Annotated in this window: 15 protein-coding genes; 11 read left to right on the top strand and 4 right to left on the bottom strand. The window is 63.7% G+C overall.

All coding sequences use genetic code 11. The features are described from left to right. Positions 1-85: 85 nt before the first annotated feature. The 7 genes from D9R08_RS02755 to D9R08_RS02725 all read left to right on the top strand — a co-directional run bounded on the left by D9R08_RS02755 (position 86) and on the right by D9R08_RS02725 (position 8,027). Positions 86-1,714 carry a Tad domain-containing protein gene (locus D9R08_RS02755; protein ID WP_121896452.1) on the top strand — a complete coding sequence of 543 codons (1,629 nt, stop codon included), beginning with the start codon at positions 86-88 and terminating at the stop codon, positions 1,712-1,714. 5 nt (positions 1,715-1,719) lie between these two features. After that, a complete protein-coding gene (locus tag D9R08_RS02750) occupies positions 1,720-2,265 on the top strand; it encodes a TadE/TadG family type IV pilus assembly protein (protein ID WP_121896451.1) in 546 nt (181 codons plus the stop codon). 9 nt (positions 2,266-2,274) lie between these two features. Continuing rightward, a complete protein-coding gene (locus tag D9R08_RS02745) occupies positions 2,275-2,898 on the top strand; it encodes a TadE/TadG family type IV pilus assembly protein (RefSeq protein WP_147450604.1) in 624 nt (207 codons plus the stop codon). Positions 2,899-3,010: 112 nt separating this feature from the next. Then, complete coding sequence (locus tag D9R08_RS02740) at positions 3,011-4,261, top strand: sarcosine oxidase subunit beta family protein (RefSeq protein ID WP_121896449.1); 1,251 nt, start codon at positions 3,011-3,013, stop codon at positions 4,259-4,261. 11 nt (positions 4,262-4,272) lie between these two features. Beyond that, entirely contained in the window at positions 4,273-4,551 is a 279-nt protein-coding gene (locus tag D9R08_RS02735; protein WP_121896448.1) for a sarcosine oxidase subunit delta, read from the top strand. Further along, positions 4,541-7,471: a sarcosine oxidase subunit alpha family protein gene (locus D9R08_RS02730; RefSeq protein ID WP_121896447.1), complete on the top strand. Its 2,931-nt coding sequence runs from the start codon at positions 4,541-4,543 to the stop codon at positions 7,469-7,471. The genes D9R08_RS02735 and D9R08_RS02730 overlap by 11 nt, the downstream gene beginning before the upstream one ends. Beyond that, on the top strand, positions 7,464-8,027 hold the full coding sequence (locus tag D9R08_RS02725; RefSeq protein ID WP_233557177.1) for a sarcosine oxidase subunit gamma: 564 nt from the start codon (positions 7,464-7,466) through the stop codon (positions 8,025-8,027). The genes D9R08_RS02730 and D9R08_RS02725 overlap by 8 nt, the downstream gene beginning before the upstream one ends. A 61-nt stretch (positions 8,028-8,088) precedes the next feature. Here D9R08_RS02725 and hisG read toward each other — a convergent pair whose 3' ends face one another. The 3 genes from hisG to hisS are packed head-to-tail and all read right to left on the bottom strand — an operon-like array spanning position 8,089 to position 11,368. After that, entirely contained in the window at positions 8,089-8,778 is a 690-nt protein-coding gene (gene hisG / locus D9R08_RS02720) for an ATP phosphoribosyltransferase (protein WP_121896445.1), read from the bottom strand. Then, entirely contained in the window at positions 8,775-9,890 is a 1,116-nt protein-coding gene (locus tag D9R08_RS02715) for an ATP phosphoribosyltransferase regulatory subunit (protein ID WP_121896444.1), read from the bottom strand. Before D9R08_RS02715 ends, hisG begins: the two co-directional genes overlap by 4 nt. Beyond that, positions 9,887-11,368 carry a histidine--tRNA ligase gene (gene hisS / locus D9R08_RS02710; RefSeq protein ID WP_121896443.1) on the bottom strand — a complete coding sequence of 494 codons (1,482 nt, stop codon included), beginning with the start codon at positions 11,366-11,368 and terminating at the stop codon, positions 9,887-9,889. The genes D9R08_RS02715 and hisS overlap by 4 nt, the downstream gene beginning before the upstream one ends. A 149-nt stretch (positions 11,369-11,517) precedes the next feature. On the opposite strand from hisS, the gene D9R08_RS02705 reads away from it, so the two are divergent. Beyond that, positions 11,518-11,721, top strand: a complete 204-nt coding sequence (locus D9R08_RS02705) for a SlyX family protein (protein ID WP_121896442.1) — start codon at positions 11,518-11,520, stop codon at positions 11,719-11,721. A 379-nt stretch (positions 11,722-12,100) separates the two neighbouring features. On the opposite strand, the gene dnaE is transcribed toward D9R08_RS02705, so the two are convergent. Further along, positions 12,101-15,547 carry a DNA polymerase III subunit alpha gene (gene dnaE, locus D9R08_RS02695; RefSeq protein WP_121896440.1) on the bottom strand — a complete coding sequence of 1,149 codons (3,447 nt, stop codon included), beginning with the start codon at positions 15,545-15,547 and terminating at the stop codon, positions 12,101-12,103. Positions 15,548-15,674: 127 nt separating this feature from the next. Between dnaE and D9R08_RS02690 the strand changes: the two genes are divergently transcribed. Genes D9R08_RS02690 through D9R08_RS02680 form a run of 3 tightly spaced genes read left to right on the top strand, consistent with a single transcriptional unit; the run spans position 15,675 to position 16,949 of the window. Continuing rightward, positions 15,675-16,019: an ArsR/SmtB family transcription factor gene (locus D9R08_RS02690; RefSeq protein WP_199709215.1), complete on the top strand. Its 345-nt coding sequence runs from the start codon at positions 15,675-15,677 to the stop codon at positions 16,017-16,019. Next, entirely contained in the window at positions 16,016-16,483 is a 468-nt protein-coding gene (locus tag D9R08_RS02685) for an SRPBCC domain-containing protein (protein WP_121896438.1), read from the top strand. Before D9R08_RS02690 ends, D9R08_RS02685 begins: the two co-directional genes overlap by 4 nt. Further along, a complete protein-coding gene (locus tag D9R08_RS02680) occupies positions 16,476-16,949 on the top strand; it encodes an SRPBCC domain-containing protein (RefSeq protein ID WP_121896437.1) in 474 nt (157 codons plus the stop codon). Before D9R08_RS02685 ends, D9R08_RS02680 begins: the two co-directional genes overlap by 8 nt. Positions 16,950-17,035 lie beyond the last annotated feature (86 nt).

Here is a 17,035-nt window from a genome sequence, read left to right as displayed (position 1 = left end):
TGCCTTTGTTCCGGCGCACAACCGTTTTCTGGGAATTTGGGCGCAAGTGCGATGACCAATGGATTGATGCAAGGACTTGGATGTCATGATCGCTCGGACACGTAAGACCCTTCAAAAGCTTCGTGAAAGCGCCAGCCTGTGCGGCTTTGCGCGCGAGGAAGACGGCACAGTCACCATTTTCGGACTGATGATGTTCGTTCTGATGATTGGCGTGGGCGGTATCGCGATCGATGTCATGCGATATGAAACACAGCGAGTTCAGCTTCAATACACGCTGGACCGCGCCATCCTGGCCGCCGCCGCCATGACGCAGGAGCAGGATGCCGAGGCCGTCGTTCGCAATTACTTCGAGGTTTCAGGCCTTGAGAATTACCGCCTGACCATCCTGCCCGAGGAAGGGTTCAACTATCGCCGCGTTTCCGCACATGCAGAGATGGATATCAATTCGGTCTTCATGCACATGTTCGGTGTGCGTGCAATGACATCGCCCGCATATGGCGTGGCCGAAGAACGCGTTCAGAATGTCGAAATCTCTCTGGTTCTCGATATCTCCGGCTCAATGGGCTGGAACGGCAAACTCCGCAATATGCAGACCGCCGCCCGCGAATTCGTCACCGCGGTGATGGAACCGAATGATTACGCCAGCGACGAGATGCTCGTCTCGATGTCCATCGTTCCCTACAATGGCCGGGTCAACGCGGGCTCGACGATCGAAAGCGTGTTCACGCTCTCCAATGAACATAACGCATCCAGCTGCACGCGCTTTGACCAAGCCGATTTCCAGACGACAGCGATCGACCCGAGCCAGCCGATCGAACGCCTGGCGCATTTCGACTACGACAACCGGGCGCGATATTCCACGTTCCGCTGGCCGCATTGCCAGACCGATGACTATGGCGCGATCCTGCCCTGGTCGCATAATATCGCCGCCTTGCACAGCCACATCGACAGCCTGAATGCCGATGGATGGACCGCTATCGATCTTGGCATGAAATGGGCTGTCGGTCTGCTCGACCCCGCGGCCGCTCCCGCCTTGCAGGCTCTGGAAAGCAGCGGCGTGGTGCACAGCGATTTCGTTGAGCGCCCGGAGGCATTCAACGACCGCGAAACCATGAAGATCATCGTATTGATGACTGATGGGGAGAACACCAATCAATATGATGTGGTGCAGGAGTTCAAACGCGGGCCTTCGACAATCCTGTATCATGAAGAGGATGATCGCTGGTCGATGTACATGCCTGAAACGGGTGTCTACTGGATCCCCGATCGCGATTACGATGATGATGATGGCCGCTATTCTCTTCAGCCCTACAATGACGGCAACCCGAGTGACGGGCATGAAAGTGTCGCGCTGCCCTGGCCCTATTTCTGGGCCCGCTGGTCCGCCCGGATGATGGCCGGAGAGTTCTACTGGCATGGCAGCCGCGGATACTACGGCGACTGGGATTACTACCGGGATCTTCGCTACAACTCGATCGAGCTTTACGCAGGCGCGAACCAGGCGGACGCAAACCTGCGTGCAATCTGCGATGCCGCCCGGGATCAGGGGATCATCGTCTTCACCATCGCCTTCGAAGCGCCGCAGCGTGGCGAAGAAGTGATGCGGTATTGCGCGACCGAACCGGCCAATTACTACGATGTCGAAGGCACCGAAATCAGTGAAGCCTTTGCCTCGATCGCGAACACGATCGACCAGTTGAAGCTGGTCCAGTAGACCGGATGAATAGCGTCGGATACCATATCGTCCAATTCGCAAGGTCCGAGCGGGCGACGGCCACGACCGAGTTCGTGATCGTCTTTCCGATTATCCTGATCCTGTTCATTGCGGTGTTCGAAACCGCGATGATCCTGACGCGGCAGGTTATGTTGGAACGCGCCCTTGACCGGACGGTGCGCTTTCTGCGGATCACGGCCGATCTTGAGGTGACCCACGACCAGATCGCCCAGAACATCTGCGCCAATACACTGGTGATCCCGCATTGCGACGATATCCTCGTGCTCGATCTGCGGCCGATCGACAAGACCAACTATATTCTTCCCGATGAGCAAACGCTCTGCGTGAACCGCGACGGCATGGTGCGTCCGCCCAACACCTTCGATGCAGGTCGCGACGTGAACGAGGAAAACCAGCTCATGCTGATCCGGGCCTGCGCCGTGGTGGACAGGATCCTGCCGATCTCGGGTTTCGGCCTGAACCTCACCCGCGACGACACCGGCGGTATCCACATGACCTCGGCTACTATCTTCGTCAACGAGCCGTCATAGGAACACATGATGAAACGCCTGATAAGACGATATATTCGCGAAGACGACGCGGCCGTCGCGTTCGAGGCCGTCATCATCACACCGATCCTCGCCTGGCTCTTCGTGGGCAGCTTCGTCTTCTTCGACGCGTTCCGGACCTACAACACCTCGCTCAAGGCGACCTACGCGGTGGCCGACGTGCTGTCGCGGGAGACCGACTGGATCTATGGCTCGGATATCGAAGGGCTGGCGGATGTGTTCCAGCATATCACACGTAACGTGGAGCAATCCTCATTGCGGGTGACTCAGATACGCAGAAACACGAGCGAATACAGGATCGACTGGTCCTATGCCACAGACGGCACGGCGCGGCTTTTCAACTCCAACATTCCCGCAATCCAGTCGCAACTGCCAAACATGGTGTTTGGCGAAAGGATCATCGTGGTTGAAACCTTCTTGCCCTATCGCCCTGCTTTCAATGTGGGATTGCGCGAACTCGAGTTCACAAACTTCACCGTGACCCGTCCCCGTTTTGCCGGCCAGCTGCAATTCGACGATGGCAGTGACCCGTTATATTGCGGCAGCAGCTGCAACTTCGGTGACGGCGACGAGGAACCCGATCCCGACACGGATAGCGGCCCTGCGGGCAGTTAAGTCGCGGGGTGACGCTTCGGTGTCGCGCACGCGCTTTCGCTTGTCACATCTCCATTGAATAGTCCTCTGGAAACCGGTTGACTGGATAGCGGTCACCAAGGGGAGATGGCGCATGCGCTATTCGGGGCTTCAGGTTCTGGCACAGGGCCTGATGGGCAACAGGGGCTGGAAACCAGTTTGGCGCGACCCCGAACCCAAACCGGCATACGACATTGTCATTATCGGCGGCGGCGGCCATGGGCTGGCAACCGCCTTCTACCTCGCCAAGGAACACGGGCTCGGCAACATCGCTGTGCTGGAAAAGGGGTATCTGGGCGGCGGCAATGTGGGCCGGAACACCACCATCGTACGCGCCAATTACAATCTGCCCGGCAACTCCGAGTTCTACTCCCACTCCCTGAAGCTCTGGGAAGGGCTGGAGGCCGACCTCAACTACAACGTGATGCACAGCCAGCGCGGCGTGATCAACCTGTTCCATTCCGACGGGCAGCGCGACGCCTATGCCCGCCGTGGCAACGCGATGATCAATCAAGGCGATGATGCGATCCTGCTGGACCGCGAGGGCTGCCGCCGGATGCTGCCCTATCTCGACTATGATCAGACGCGGTTCCCGATCTATGGCGGGCTCTATCACCCCCGCGGCGGGACCGCGCGGCACGATGCGGTGGCCTGGGGCTATGCCCGCGCAGCCGATCGGCGCGGCGTCGATCTGATCCAGCAATGCGAGGTGACGGGCATCGATATCGCGGGCGGCAAGGTGACCGGCGTGCAGACCACCCGCGGTGCGATCCGCGCCGCGAAGGTGGCGATCGTGGTCGCGGGCCGCTCCGGTCAGGTGGCTGCCATGGCCGGCCTGCGCCTGCCGGTCGAAAGTCACATCCTTCAGGCCTTCGTGACCGAGGGTCTGAAACCCTGCATCGATCATGTGGTGACCTATGGCATGGGCCATTTCTACATCAGCCAGTCCGACAAGGGCGGGCTGGTCTTCGGCGGGGACCTCGATTTCTACGCCTCCTACGCGGCGCGGGGGAACCTGCCGATGGCCGAACATGTGATGGAAGCCGGGCTGACGCTGATGCCGATGATCGGCAAGGCCAGGGTGCTGCGAAGCTGGGGCGGGATCATGGATATGACACCCGATGGCTCGCCCATCATCGACAAGACGCATGTGGACGGGCTCTATATCGATTGCGGCTGGTGCTATGGCGGGTTCAAGGCGGTGCCGGGGTCGGGCTTCTCCTTCGCCCATCTGATCGCGACCGACCGGCATCACGAGCCCGCCGCGCGCTTCCGTCTGGATCGGTTCCGTCGCGGGGTTCTGCTGGACGAAGAGGGCACCGGCTCTCAACACAACCTGCATTAGGGGGAAAGCAGATGCGTATCACTTGCCCCCTGTGCGGGGATCGCGACAGCCGCGAATTCAGTATCCGGGGCCACGAAACCTATCTCGACCGCCCCGCGCCCGACGCGGGAGAGGCCGCATGGGACGACTACCTCCATCTGCGGGACAATCCGGCCGGAGAGACCGCAGAGCTTTGGTATCACGGCGCGGGCTGTGCCGCCTGGCTGCGGGTCAGGCGGAATACCGTCACTCATGAGGTGCTCAAGGTGGACCTGGTCCGCGACGTGACCGGAGGCGATCATGCGGATTGAGGGCAAGGGGCTGATCGACCGCGCGCGCCCGGTTCGGTTCCGGTTCGACGGCGTGAGCTATGGCGGGTTCGAGGGCGACACGGTCGCCTCCGCCCTTCTGGCAAACGGCGTCAGGCTCATGGGCCGCTCGTTCAAGTATCACCGCCCCCGAGGCGTGCTGACCGCCGGATCCGAAGAGCCCAATGCCCTGATGGAGATCGGCACGGGCGCGGCCCGAACACCGAATGTGCGCGCAACCATGCAGGAGATCTACCAGGGGCTTGAAGCGCGCAGCCAGAACCGCGTCGGCCCGCTTCACAGGGATCTTCTGTCGATCAACGATCTGTTCCCGGGGGCCCTCAGCGCCGGCTTTTACTACAAGACCTTCATGTGGCCGCGCGCCTTCTGGGAAAAGCTCTACGAGCCGGTCATCCGCCGCGCGGCGGGTCTGGGTGCGTTGTCCGGCCAGCCCGATCCGGGCCGATACGAGAAAGCCTTCGCGCATTGCGACCTTCTGGTGATCGGTGCGGGGCCGACCGGACTCATGGCGGCGCTCACCGCAGCGCGGGCCGGGGCCGACGTTATCCTGGCCGACGAAAACGCGCGATTGGGCGGGCGGCTCCTGTCTGAAACCGAAGAGATCGACGGCAGGCCCGCCATGCAATGGGTCGCTGATATGCTGGATCTGCTGCGCGACACCGGCAATGTCCGCATCATGGCCCGCACAACGATCACAGGTGCCTATGATGGCGGCACCTATGGCGCGCTGGAGCGGGTCGGCCAGCACCGGCCCGAGACACCGGATCTGCCGCTGGAATGCTTCTGGCGGATCCATGCCAGACAGGCAGTGCTGGCGGCGGGCGCGCTGGAACGCCCGCTGGCCTTCCCGATGAATGATCGCCCGGGCATCATGCTGGCCGGGGCGGTCCGGACCTATCTGAACCGCTATGGCGTCGCGCCCGGGCGAGATATCACCCTGTTTGCCTGCAACGACGACGCGCATCGCACGGCGCTTGACCTGATCGAGGCCGGCATCCGGGTTGCCGCCGTGATCGACAGCCGCGCCGATGCGACGGCGCAGGGCGATTACCGGCTGCTGGCGGGGGCGCAGGTGATCCACAGCAAGGGCCGCCGGGCGCTGCGCGAAATCACCGTGCGCCACAAGGGGATGCAAGACACGATCCTGACCGACTGCCTTGCCATGTCGGGCGGCTGGAACCCTTCGGTCCATCTGACCTGCCACATGAACGCCCGCCCGGTATGGGATGACAGGATCAAGGGTTTTGTCCCCGCCCCCGGCGCGGTGCCGGGACTGACCCCCGCCGGGGCCTGCGCCGGGATCTACGCCACCCATGCCTGCCTGGCCTCCGGGGTCGAGGCGGCGAAAACGGCGCTCAAGGCGCTCGGAAAATCCGCACCCAGGGTCGCGGTGCCCGCCGCCAGCGACCAGACCGGCGCGGTGCAGGCGCTGTGGTATGTGGAAGGTAAGGGCCGCGCATGGCTGGACTTCGCCAATGACGTGACCACCAAGGATATCCGGCTCGCGGCGCGGGAAAACTTCCGCTCGGTGGAGCATATGAAACGCTATACGACACAAGGCATGGCCCCCGATCAGGGCAAGAACTCCAACATTGCCGCATTGGCACTTCTGGCGGATACCACCGGGCGCGGCATTGCCGAAACCGGCACCACCACCTACCGCCCGCCTTACGTGCCCGTCTCGATCAGTGCGATGGCGGCGGGCGCCGGGGGCAAGGGCTTCGCGCCGGAACGGTTCACCACATCGCACGCGGCCACCGTTGCGCGCGAAGCCCCGATGATCGAGGCGGAGCTCTGGTACAGGCCCGGCTATTTCCCGGCCCGAGGCGAAACCACCTGGCGGCAATCCTGCGATCGCGAGGTCGCAATGGTGCGCGACGCAGTCGGCATCTGCGATGTCTCCACCCTTGGCAAGATCGACATTCAGGGCCCGGATGCGGCGGCCTTTCTCGATTTCGTCTACACCAACACGTTTTCCACCCTCAAACCCGGGCGCGTCCGCTATGGGCTGATGCTGCGCGAAGATGGCCATGTGATGGATGACGGCACGACCGCCCGGCTTTCCGACACACATTTCGTGATGACGACGACCACCGCCGCCGCGGGTCAGGTGATGACCCATCTGGATTTCGTGCATCAGGCGCTCCGCCCCGATCTGGATGTCCGGTTCATCTCCGTCACCGAACACTGGGCGCAATTCGCGATTGCGGGGCCGCGATCGCGCGATCTGCTGAACAGCCTGCTCGACACCCCGATCGACGGGGAAAGCTGGCCATTCATGGCCTGCGGCCCGGTTTCGGTGCATGGGGTCGCGGGCCGGCTCTTCCGCATCTCCTTTTCCGGGGAACACGCCTATGAAATCGCCGTGCCCGCCCGCTATGGCGATGCGCTCTTCCGCGATCTGGTGGCCCGTGCGGAAACCCTCGGCGGCGGCCCCTACGGGATGGAGGCGCTGAATGTCCTGCGCATCGAAAAGGGCTTCATCACCCATGCGGAGATCCATGGCCGGGTCACCGCCTTCGATATCGGGATGGAGCGGATGATATCGCCGGGAAAGGACTGCATCGGAAAGACCGCGGCCATGCGCGCCGGGCTGACCGGCCCGGAAAGGGAGCAACTGGTGGGCCTGAAACCGGTGGGTACGGTGAAACAACTGACCTCAGGCGCGCATCTGTTCGAACCCGATGCGGAACCGGTGCGCGTGAACGATCTGGGCTATGTCACCTCGGTCTGCTTCTCGCCCACACTTGGCACCTATCTGGGGCTCGGCTTTCTGAAAAACGGTCGTGCCCGCCATGGCGAAACCGTGAAACATGTGGATCATCTGCGCGGCGTCGAAACGCTCTGCGAAGTCTGCGATCCGGTATTTTTCGACGCCGAGGGAGCACGCGTCCGTGGCTAGGCTGATCGCAAAATCCGCGGCGTCCGGGCTGCTGCCGATCAGGATCGGCACCGTCACCCTGACGGAGGAAACCCCGGCGGCCATTACCGCGCTCATGCCCTTTGCCGGCAAGCCGCGCGCGCTGTCGGTCGCGTTGAAGGCCGCCCACGGCGTGGCCTTCCCAGGGCCCAACCGCAGCAGCGCCAAGGGCGGCACGCGGGTCTGCTGGTCCGGGCTCGATCAGGCGTTTCTGATCGGTGACCCCGCGCAGGCGGATCTGGCAGACCACGCCGCCCTGGTGGACCAGACCGATGCCTGGGCCGTGTTGCATTTGGAGGGCGAGGACGCCGCGGAGGTACTGGCCCGGCTTACCCCGATCAGTCTGAGCCGCGACAGTTTCAAGCGCGGCCATGCGGCGCGCAGCCTGCTTGGCCATATGACGGCGCTGATCATCCGCACCGGCGCGCAGGGCTTCACCATCCTGATCTTTCGCTCTATGGCGGCGACGGCGACCCATGAACTCGACGTTGCGATGCGCGGCGTCGCCGCCCGGGCCGCCCTGCAACCGCCCCCTTGAGCCCCGCGACCAGCCCCCTGCCAAGTCTCTGCCCAGTTTCGGCCAGCACGGCGGCCCCCGCTCAGCCGCCGATCTTCGCCAGAACGTTCTTCAGCGCGGCCCGGTCGGCGGGCTGCCAGTCGGCTTTGCGGGACTTGAACAGGATAGCCTGGCTGCGGTGAACCAACCCGTCTTCCAGTACCTTGAGATGATTGGCGCGCAACGTATCCCCGCTCGAGGTGATATCGGCAATCGCCTCGGCGGTAAGGTGCTTCACCGTTCCTTCGGTCGCGCCCTGGCTGTCGACCAGTTGATAATCGGCGACGCCCGCATCCCGCAGGAACTCCCGGACCAGCCGGTGATACTTCGTGGCGATCCGCAGCCGGAACCCATGGGCGGCGCGGAAATCGGCGGCGGCCGCATCAAGATCGTCCAGCGTGTCCACATCGATCCAGATCCGGGGCACGGCAATCACCAGATCGGCAAAGCCGAAGCCCATCGGCTCCAACTCCCGCACGACCTGCTCCCAGCCAGGGATTCGTTCGCGCACCAGATCGCTGCCGGTGACGCCCAGATGAATGCGCCCGGCCTGCAATTCGCGGGGGATCTCCGAGGCGCTGAGCAGCAGAAGCTCAAGATCCGCCCCATCCACATCGGCGGCGTATTCCCGGTCCGAGCCGCTGCGCCGCATCCCGATGCCGCGGGCCGCGAACCAGTCGAAGGTCTTCTCCATCAAACGGCCCTTGGACGGAACCGCAAGCTTCAGGCTCATGATCCGCCCTCCGCCAGATCGTTGTGCAGCGCATGCACCAGTTCGGGCCGGATCACGCCGCCCACGGCCGGGATTTCCCGCCCGCCGCCCAGCATCCGGCACAGCGCGTCGTAGCGCCCGCCGGTGGCCACGGGTGGCAGCCGGGGCTGCCCCTCGGCCAGAAATCCGAACACGAAACCGTCGTAGTACTCCATATTCGTGCGACCGTAGCTCGCCTCGAACGGCAGGCCCGCCACATCCACGCCTGCCTGATCCAGCGCGTCCATCCGGCGCGCCATGCGCGCGACCGCGTGGGACATGCCCGGCAGGTCCACGGCAATGTCGCGCAATTGCTCATGGGCATTGTTCAGCGTTTCGCGCAGCGACAGGATGACATCCAGCACCTCCGCCTCGGCCGTGCCGATGGGCTCGGCGGCGGCATCCTCCTGAAGATGGCGGATCCGCCTTTCAATCTCGTCCGGTCCGCGCAGGCCGATCATCGGCCCGCCCGACGCGATCAGCGCCTCCAACCCGGTTTCGGCACGCTCCAGCAGGGCCGCCCGGCCCAACGGCGCGGGTTTGCGGCCGGTGAACCGGTCCAGCAGAACCCTGAACCGGCGCGGGCGCCAGATATGCCGGCGCAGCGCGCGTTTGCGCCGCTCGGTGGTCGAAAGACTGTCGACCGCGGCCAGAAGGATACCGATATCCCCGGTGACCGGCGCCAGACCGAGCGGTGACAACACCTCCGAAAACAAAGCGAACACTTCCGCATCGGCGGCGGCGGGATTGGCCCGGTCGAACACCTCGTATCCCACCTGAAGATACTCGCTCGCGCGCCTGCTGTCGGCCTGTTGCTTGCGGAACACCTCGCCCAGATAGGTGTATCGGGCGGGTTCCGCGCCATTGGCCATATGCATCTGCACCACGGGCACGGTGAAATCGGGGCGCAGCATCAGTTCGCCCCGGTCCGGATCGTGGGTGGTATAGGCGCGCGCCCGGATATCCTCGCCATAGAGATCCAGCAGGGTCTCGGCGGATTGCAGTAGATCGGCCTCCACCGGCACGGCGCCGGACGCCGAGAAAAAAGCCTGAAGCCGCGCGGCTTCGGCCCGTATGGCGGCCTTGTCGCTCACCCCTGCCGGTCCAGAATGGCGCGGATCTCGGTTACCAGATCGCTCACCGGCACCTCCCGCTGCGCGGGCTGGGACTTCCATTCCTCATGGCTGACGCTTTCCGCAAGCTCCGCGCCCAGAACCAGATCCTTGATCTGGACAACACCGCGTGCGGCCTCGTCCGAACCCTGGATGACCGCGACGGGGCTTTCGCGTTTATCGGCGTATTTCAACTGGTTACCAAAATTCTTCGGATTGCCCAGATAGACCTCCGCACGAATGCCCGCCTGCCGGAGCGCCGCAGCCATCGCCTGATAATCGCCCATCCGCTCGCGGTCCATCACCGTGACGATCACCGGACCGCTGGCTTTGCCGCCGATCCGGCCCGTCGCGCGGAGCGCCGCCAGCAGCCGGTCGACACCGATGGAGATGCCTGTGGCAGGGACGTCCTGGCCGGTGAAACGCTTGACCAGATCGTCATAGCGGCCGCCGCCGGCGACGGACCCGAACTGCCGCGGGCGTCCTTTCTCATCCGTGATCTCGAATGTCAGCTCGGCCTCGTAGACCGGGCCGGTATAGTAGCCCAGCCCCCGAACCACGCTTGGATCGATCTCGATCCGGTCCGGGCCGTAGCCTTGCGCGGCCAGGATTTCGGAAATGGTTTCAAGCTCTTGCACGCCCTGCGCGCCGATCTGCGAGCCGGCGACAAGCGCGCTCAGCCGGGCGATGGTGGCCGGGCCCGTGTCCCGCTTGGCGGCCATGAAGCCCATGACGATATCGGCCTGCACATCGGCCAGCCCGGCCCCTTTGGTGAAGTCGCCGGAGGCATCCTCCCGGCCCGCGCCCAAAAGCGCGCGGACCCCGTCCTCACCAAGACGGTCCAGCTTGTCGATGGCGCGCAGGACGATGCCGCGCTCGGCCTCCTTGTCGGCCCCGGCAAGCCCCGCGACCTCCATCACACCGTTCAGGACCTTGCGGTTGTTGACCCGCACGATGTAGTCGCCGCGCGGGATGCCCACGGCCTCCAACGTGTCCGCCAGCATCGCGCAGATCTCCGCGTCCGCGGCCATTGACGCCGAGCCGACGGTATCCGCATCACATTGATAAAACTGCCGAAATCTCCCCGGCCCAGGCTTCTCGTTGCGCCAGACGGGGCCCATGGTGAAGCGTCGATAAGGACTTGGCAGATCGTTGCGGAACTGGGCCGCGACGCGGGCAAGAGGGGCTGTCATGTCATAGCGAAGCGCCAGCCAATCGCCCTCCTCCTCCTGCCAGGCGAAGACGCCCGCGTTGGGGCGATCCACATCGGGGAGGAACTTGCCCAGAGCCTCGACCGTCTCCACGGCGGAGGTTTCCAGCGGATCGAACCCATATCTATGGTAGACCTCGCCGATCACCCGCAACATCTGCTCTCGCTCGGTCACTTCGGCGCCGAAGTAATCGCGGAAGCCCTTGGGCGTTTCGGCCTTGGGGCGGGGCTGTTTCTTCACTTTGGCCATGGAACTCGCGTCCGGGTCTGAAAGGTCGCGGGACGTGTAGCCGAGGGGGGCGACAGGGGCAAGGCGGCGCTGAAAGCGGGCATATAGATGCGGTATATCTCCGGTATAGAACCGGTATATACGCGGCGGCGGATCGCAAGGAGGCGAAGATGGCGGATCGGACCAAGCTGGAAGAGCGGATGGCGCATCTGATCAGGACGGTGGAAGAGCTGTCCGAGGTCGTCGCCCGACAGGACGCGGAGATCGCCACCCTGACCCGGCGGGTCGAGATGCTGATGATGCGCGAGGCGGAGCGGGAGATGGACAGCGGCGGGACCGTGCCGCTGGCGGATGCGAAGCCGCCGCATTGGTGAGAGCAGGCTCCCCGGAAACGGCCCGGTGGAGCGTTTCGCCTGCGAGCGGGCGTAGCCCCGATATCCTGCGCCCCGGTATTCACGCTTGGAAAAAATGGAAGCCCGGGCGGCACATGACGAAAACCTGTTTCTCCCGCCACTCCCGACGACGGGCCTTTCCGGACCCGTGACGACGGATATCGTCAGCATGGCCGATCAAGCCGACGGAGGCGCGGCTGGAACCGGTGCAGCCCCGGCCGGGACCGTCATGAGAGGGCTGGCCGGAGTGATTGGCTTATTTTTCGCGGACTCCGCTTTCCGACTGGCCTGATCCTCGCGCCTGGCGGGCGTCGCGAAGTGGTGGTCGTCGACAGAGACCTGCGACAGTCTTCAACCGATATCACGCCTCCTCCACCGTCATCACTCCGCCAAGGCTCTTCAATGCGCCCTTGATCTGCGGGTTGACCGGGAAGTCCTCGCCCAGAAGCACCTCCACCTCTCCCGGCAGATCCGGGTGCATGAGGCAGAGGTGGACCGGTCCGCGGCCTTTCAGTCTGGACTCCGATCTTGCGCGGTCCAGAAGGCCCGCCACAGTGGAAATCGCCTCGGATTCTTCTACAAAAACCCGCAAACCCCGGCCGATCTCGCCGGCGATGTTGTCGTCGATGGGCTGAACGCCGCGGGCCAGCAGCTTCAGGCTGTCACCCTCAAGCGTGGCTTCGACCTGCAGCACGACATTTGCGCCGGTATCCAAATGCTCCCGTGATGTCTCCAGCACGTCGGAGAACATGGTGACCTCGTAAAGCCCCGTCGGGTCGGACAATTGCACGAAGGCGAAGCGATTGCCGCGCTGGCTCTTGCGTTCCTGCCGGGAAGACACGGCGCCCGCCATTTTGGCGACGAAGGCCCCGCCCTGCACCCGCGCCTCCACTTCCGCGAGGGTCTTGCAGCCTTTGCGTTTCAGGGCCGGCATGTAATCGTCGAGCGGATGGCCGGAGAGATAGAAACCGATCGCCATGTGTTCATTGGCCAGCCGTTCATTGGGAAGCCAGTCGTCGCGATCGGGCAGGCGCGGCTCGGGCAGGTCATCGCCCGCCTCGCCGAAAAGCGAGACCTGATCGGAGGCGCGTTGATCGTGGATCGCGGCGGAATAGGCGGTGAGAGCATCCAGGCTGTCGAAAACGCGGGCGCGGTTGCGGTCAAGCTCATCGAAGGCGCCGGCGCGGGCGAGCATTTCGAGGGAGCGTTTGCCCACGCGCTTGAGATCGGCCCGTCGGGCAAGGTCGAAGAGCGTGGCGAAGGGGGTGTCTCCGCGCGCCTCTTCTATAAGTTTCATAGCCTCGACGCCAACATTCTTGAGCCCGCCAAGGGCATAGACCACCTTGCCGTCCCTCACGCTGAACCTTGCCGAAGAGCGGTTGACACATGGCGGGATCGTCTTGATCTCCAGCCGGTCGACCTCTTGCTTGTAGATGCCAAGCTTGTCCGTCAGGTGGATGTCGCAATTCATCACCGCGGCCATGAATTCGACCGGGTGATTGGCCTTCAGCCAGGCGGTCTGGTAGCTGACGACCGCATAGGCGGCGGCGTGGGATTTGTTGAAGCCGTAATTGGCGAACTTGTCGAGCAGGTTCCAGACCTCGATCGCCTTCTTTTCGTCAACGCCGTTTTCCGCGGCCCCTTTGAGAAATTTCGGGCGCTCGGCATCCATCGCCTCCTGGATCTTCTTGCCCATCGCGCGGCGCAGCAGATCGGCGCCGCCAAGGCTGTAACCCGCCATCTCCTGCGCGATCTGCATCACCTGTTCCTGATAGACGATGATGCCCTGGGTCTCGTCGAGGATATGGTCGATGGTCGGATGCAGAAGCTCGCGTTCCGAAATCCCGTTCTTCACCTCGCAGAACTTCGGGATGTTCTCCATCGGGCCGGGCCGGTAGAGCGCGACCAGCGCGATGATATCCTCGATGCAGTCCGGTTTCATGCGCCGGAGCGCGTCCATCATGCCCGAGCTTTCCACCTGGAACACCGCGACCGTCTTGGCGGAGGCGTAGAGATCGTAGGTTTTCGCATCGTCCAGCGGGATCAGGCCAGGGTCGATCATGATCCCCTTTTCTTTTAGAAGATCTATGGCGTTCTGCACCACCGTCAGCGTCTTCAGGCCCAGAAAGTCGAATTTCACCAGCCCGGCGGGCTCCACCCATTTCATGTTGAATTGGGTGGCGGGCATGTCCGAGCGCGGATCCTGATAAAGCGGGACAAGCTCGTCGAGCGGCCGGTCGCCAATCACCACGCCGGCTGCATGGGTGGAAGCATTGCGCAACAGGCCCTCGACCTGCTGGCCATAGGTCAGTAGCCGCTCGACGACCTCCTCCTCCTTGGCCATCTCGCGCAGGCGCGGCTCGTCGGCCAGCGCCTTTTCGATCGAGACGGGTTTGACCCCTTCGACCGGGATCATCTTGGAGAGGCGGTCGACCTGCATGAAGGGCATTTGCAGCACCCGGCCCACATCGCGAATGGCCGCCTTGGACAGCAGTGCGCCGAAGGTGATGATCTGGCCCACCCTGTCGCGCCCATAACGGTCCTGAACGTAGCGGATCACCTCCTCGCGCCGGTCCATGCAGAAATCGATGTCGAAATCCGGCATCGACACCCGTTCGGGGTTCAGGAACCGCTCGAACAGCAGCGAATAGCGGAGCGGGTCCAGATCGGTAATCGTCAGCGCATAGGCCACAAGGCTGCCCGCGCCGGAACCGCGGCCCGGCCCCACGGGAATGTCGTGATCCTTGGCCCATTTGATGAAATCGGCCACGATCAGGAAATAGCCGGGGAAACCCATGCCCTCGATGATGCCCAGCTCGAATTCGAGGCGTTTGTCGTAATCCTCCAGGGGCACGGCGGGCTCGATGATCTCCAGCCGGGCTTTCAGACCCTCACGGGCCTGGCGGCGCAGCTCCTCCACCTCGTTCTCGGCGAAGCGCGGCAGGATCGGGTCGTGGGTACGCGCCCGAAAGGCACAACGTCGCGCGATTTCCACTGTGTTTTCAAGTGCTTCGGGAAGGTCCGCGAAAAGCGCCGCCATCTCGGCGGGGGTCTTGAAGTAATGCTGCGGCGACAGACGGCGGCGCGGCTCCTGCTGGTCGACATAGGCGCCCTGCGCGATGCAGATCAGCGCGTCATGGGCCTCGTACATATCGGCCTTGGGGAAATAGACATCATTGGTTGCCACCAGCGGCAGTCCTTCGCCATAGGCGGTTTCGACGAACCATTGTTCCGTCAGCCGCTCGGCTTCGGGCGGGCTGGCATCGTCGCGGGGATGGCGTTGCAGCTCGATATAGAGCCGGTCGGCATAGATCTGCCGGAGCGCCGAGAGAACCGCGGCGGCACGGGATTTCTGGCCATCCTGCAAGAGCCGACCAAGCGGGCCTTCGGGTCCGCCCGTGAGACAGATCAGGCCCGCGCCATGCCGGGCCAATTCGGCCATCTTGACATGCGGCAGCGTCCCGTCACCGCGCAGATAGAGCGCGGAGTTGAGCTTCATCAGATTGGCGTAGCCTTCGGCATTCTGGGCCAGCAGGACCAGCGGCGCGGCGGGGCGCGCACGCTCCCCCGGCGCTGCGGTTTCATATTCGACATCTATCTGGCAACCCAGGATCGGCTGGACACCGGCCTTGGCGGCGGTTTCGGAAAACTCCAGCGCGCAGAACATGTTGTTGGTGTCGGTCACGGCCACGGCGGGCATGCCCGCATCGGCCACAAGACCGGGCAGTTTCTTGACCCGCATCGCCCCTTCGAGGAGCGAATATTCGGTGTGGAGGCGGAGATGGATGAATCGCGGATCACTGCTCATGCGGGCAAAGCTACCGCAGGATGATGGGGCGCGCCACAGGAACGCCACCGGATATTGGGGATAATCGCAAAGTCTAAAACTTAGCCTTTTGGCTTTGCTTTCACGAGCCCTCATGATAGTTAGCCATATGGCTAATCGAATCACACCGGGTCTTGACACCCTCTTTCAGGCGCTCGCCGATCCGACCCGCCGCGCCGTCATCGCGCGCCTCGGCCGGGGGCCCGCGCCAGTCAAGGAACTGGCCGGACCCCACGACATGGCACTTCCGAGCTTTCTGAAACATCTCGATATGCTGGAACGCTCGGGCCTCGTCCGGTCGCGCAAGTCCGGGCGGGTGCGGGTCTGCACGCTCCACCCCGAAGCCTTCGCCGTGGCCGACGCCTGGATTGCGCAGCAAAAGCAGCTTTGGGAGGGCCGCATCGACCGGATGGCCGCGCTGGCCGAAGAGCTGGAGCGAAAGGAGATGGAATGAGTACCGATTTTCAGACATTCGATGTGACACGGGAGATCGCCGCCCGCCCCGAGACAGTCTATCGCACATGGGCCGAGCCTGACCTGAAGCGCCGCTGGTTCGCCGCGGACGCGTCGAACGGATGGCACACGGAAGGCTACGAGGCCGATCTGCGCGTGGGCGGTGTGGAACGTGGCCGGTTCCTCCATGACGAGATCGGCGGTTTCGATTTCGAGGCGCGCTATATCCAGATGCGCGCGCCCGGGCGCCTGGTCTACAGCTATACGATGGCAACGGCGGAGACGCTTTTGTCGGCCTCTCTCGCAACGGTCTGCATCCACGCGCATGGGCCTGGCAGCCGGGTGATCTATACCGAACAGGCGGTGTTTCTGGATGGCGGAGACCGGCGTGAAACGCGGCAGGCCGGGACCGCGGACATGATCGCTAAGATGACGGAAATCGCGATGGAGGTCGAAGATGCCTGATTTCGATGCAGATGCCGATCTGGAGATCGAACGGCTGGTCCGTGCGGCACCTGAGGTGATCTGGCGCTGCTGGGGCGAACCCGATCTGTTCAGGCAATGGTTCACCCCGCCAGGTGTCGAGGTGACCGAGGTGGAGAATGACCTGCGCAGCGGCGGGCGGGCCTTCGTGGTCATGAAGCTTCCCGATGGCACGCTGATGCCGAGCGAGGGCTGTTTCTTCCTTGCCGAGCCCTATCGGCGGCTGGTCTATGGCGATGCCGTCCGCGCCGGTTTCCGTCCCGGCCACGAAATACCCTTCATGACAGCCGATATCACGCTGACCCCGCAAAAGGGCGGCACGCTGTACCGCGCCCATGTGATGCACAACTCCGCCGAGGCGCGGCGCCGCCATGAGGACATGGGCTTTGCCGATGGATGGGCGACGACCCTTGCCCAGCTTGACGAGCTGGCCAGCGGGCTGAGCTAGCCGCCCGAAAAACGGGCAACTGCCGCAATGGCGAGCAGGCCCGAGGCAGGGAACGCTTGCAATATGCCGCGTTCCCCGCTTTGCTG

The sequence above is a fragment of the Rhodophyticola porphyridii genome (assembly GCF_003688285.1).
In the GTDB taxonomy this organism is placed as follows: domain Bacteria; phylum Pseudomonadota; class Alphaproteobacteria; order Rhodobacterales; family Rhodobacteraceae; genus Rhodophyticola; species Rhodophyticola porphyridii.
Note: the sequence above shows the minus strand (reverse complement) of the source record. Positions and strands in the feature narration are given on the sequence as shown.

Bases quoted from the DNA above. Each gene is read 5' to 3' on its own strand.
- D9R08_RS02740 (WP_121896449.1), top strand. From the start codon at position 3,011: ATGCGCTATTCGGGGCTTCAGGTTCTGGCACAGGGCCTGATGGGCAAC.
- hisG (WP_121896445.1), bottom strand. From the start codon at position 8,778: ATGAGCCTGAAGCTTGCGGTTCCGTCCAAGGGCCGTTTGATGGAGAAG.
- D9R08_RS02690 (WP_199709215.1), top strand. From the start codon at position 15,675: ATGGCTAATCGAATCACACCGGGTCTTGACACCCTCTTTCAGGCGCTC.
- D9R08_RS02685 (WP_121896438.1), top strand. From the start codon at position 16,016: ATGAGTACCGATTTTCAGACATTCGATGTGACACGGGAGATCGCCGCC.
- D9R08_RS02680 (WP_121896437.1), top strand. From the start codon at position 16,476: ATGCCTGATTTCGATGCAGATGCCGATCTGGAGATCGAACGGCTGGTC.
- hisS (WP_121896443.1), bottom strand. From the start codon at position 11,368: ATGGCCAAAGTGAAGAAACAGCCCCGCCCCAAGGCCGAAACGCCCAAG.
- D9R08_RS02755 (WP_121896452.1), top strand. From the start codon at position 86: ATGATCGCTCGGACACGTAAGACCCTTCAAAAGCTTCGTGAAAGCGCC.
- D9R08_RS02745 (WP_147450604.1), top strand. From the start codon at position 2,275: ATGAAACGCCTGATAAGACGATATATTCGCGAAGACGACGCGGCCGTC.
- D9R08_RS02750 (WP_121896451.1), top strand. From the start codon at position 1,720: ATGAATAGCGTCGGATACCATATCGTCCAATTCGCAAGGTCCGAGCGG.
- D9R08_RS02705 (WP_121896442.1), top strand. From the start codon at position 11,518: ATGGCGGATCGGACCAAGCTGGAAGAGCGGATGGCGCATCTGATCAGG.
- D9R08_RS02735 (WP_121896448.1), top strand. From the start codon at position 4,273: ATGCGTATCACTTGCCCCCTGTGCGGGGATCGCGACAGCCGCGAATTC.
- dnaE (WP_121896440.1), bottom strand. From the start codon at position 15,547: ATGAGCAGTGATCCGCGATTCATCCATCTCCGCCTCCACACCGAATAT.
- D9R08_RS02730 (WP_121896447.1), top strand. From the start codon at position 4,541: ATGCGGATTGAGGGCAAGGGGCTGATCGACCGCGCGCGCCCGGTTCGG.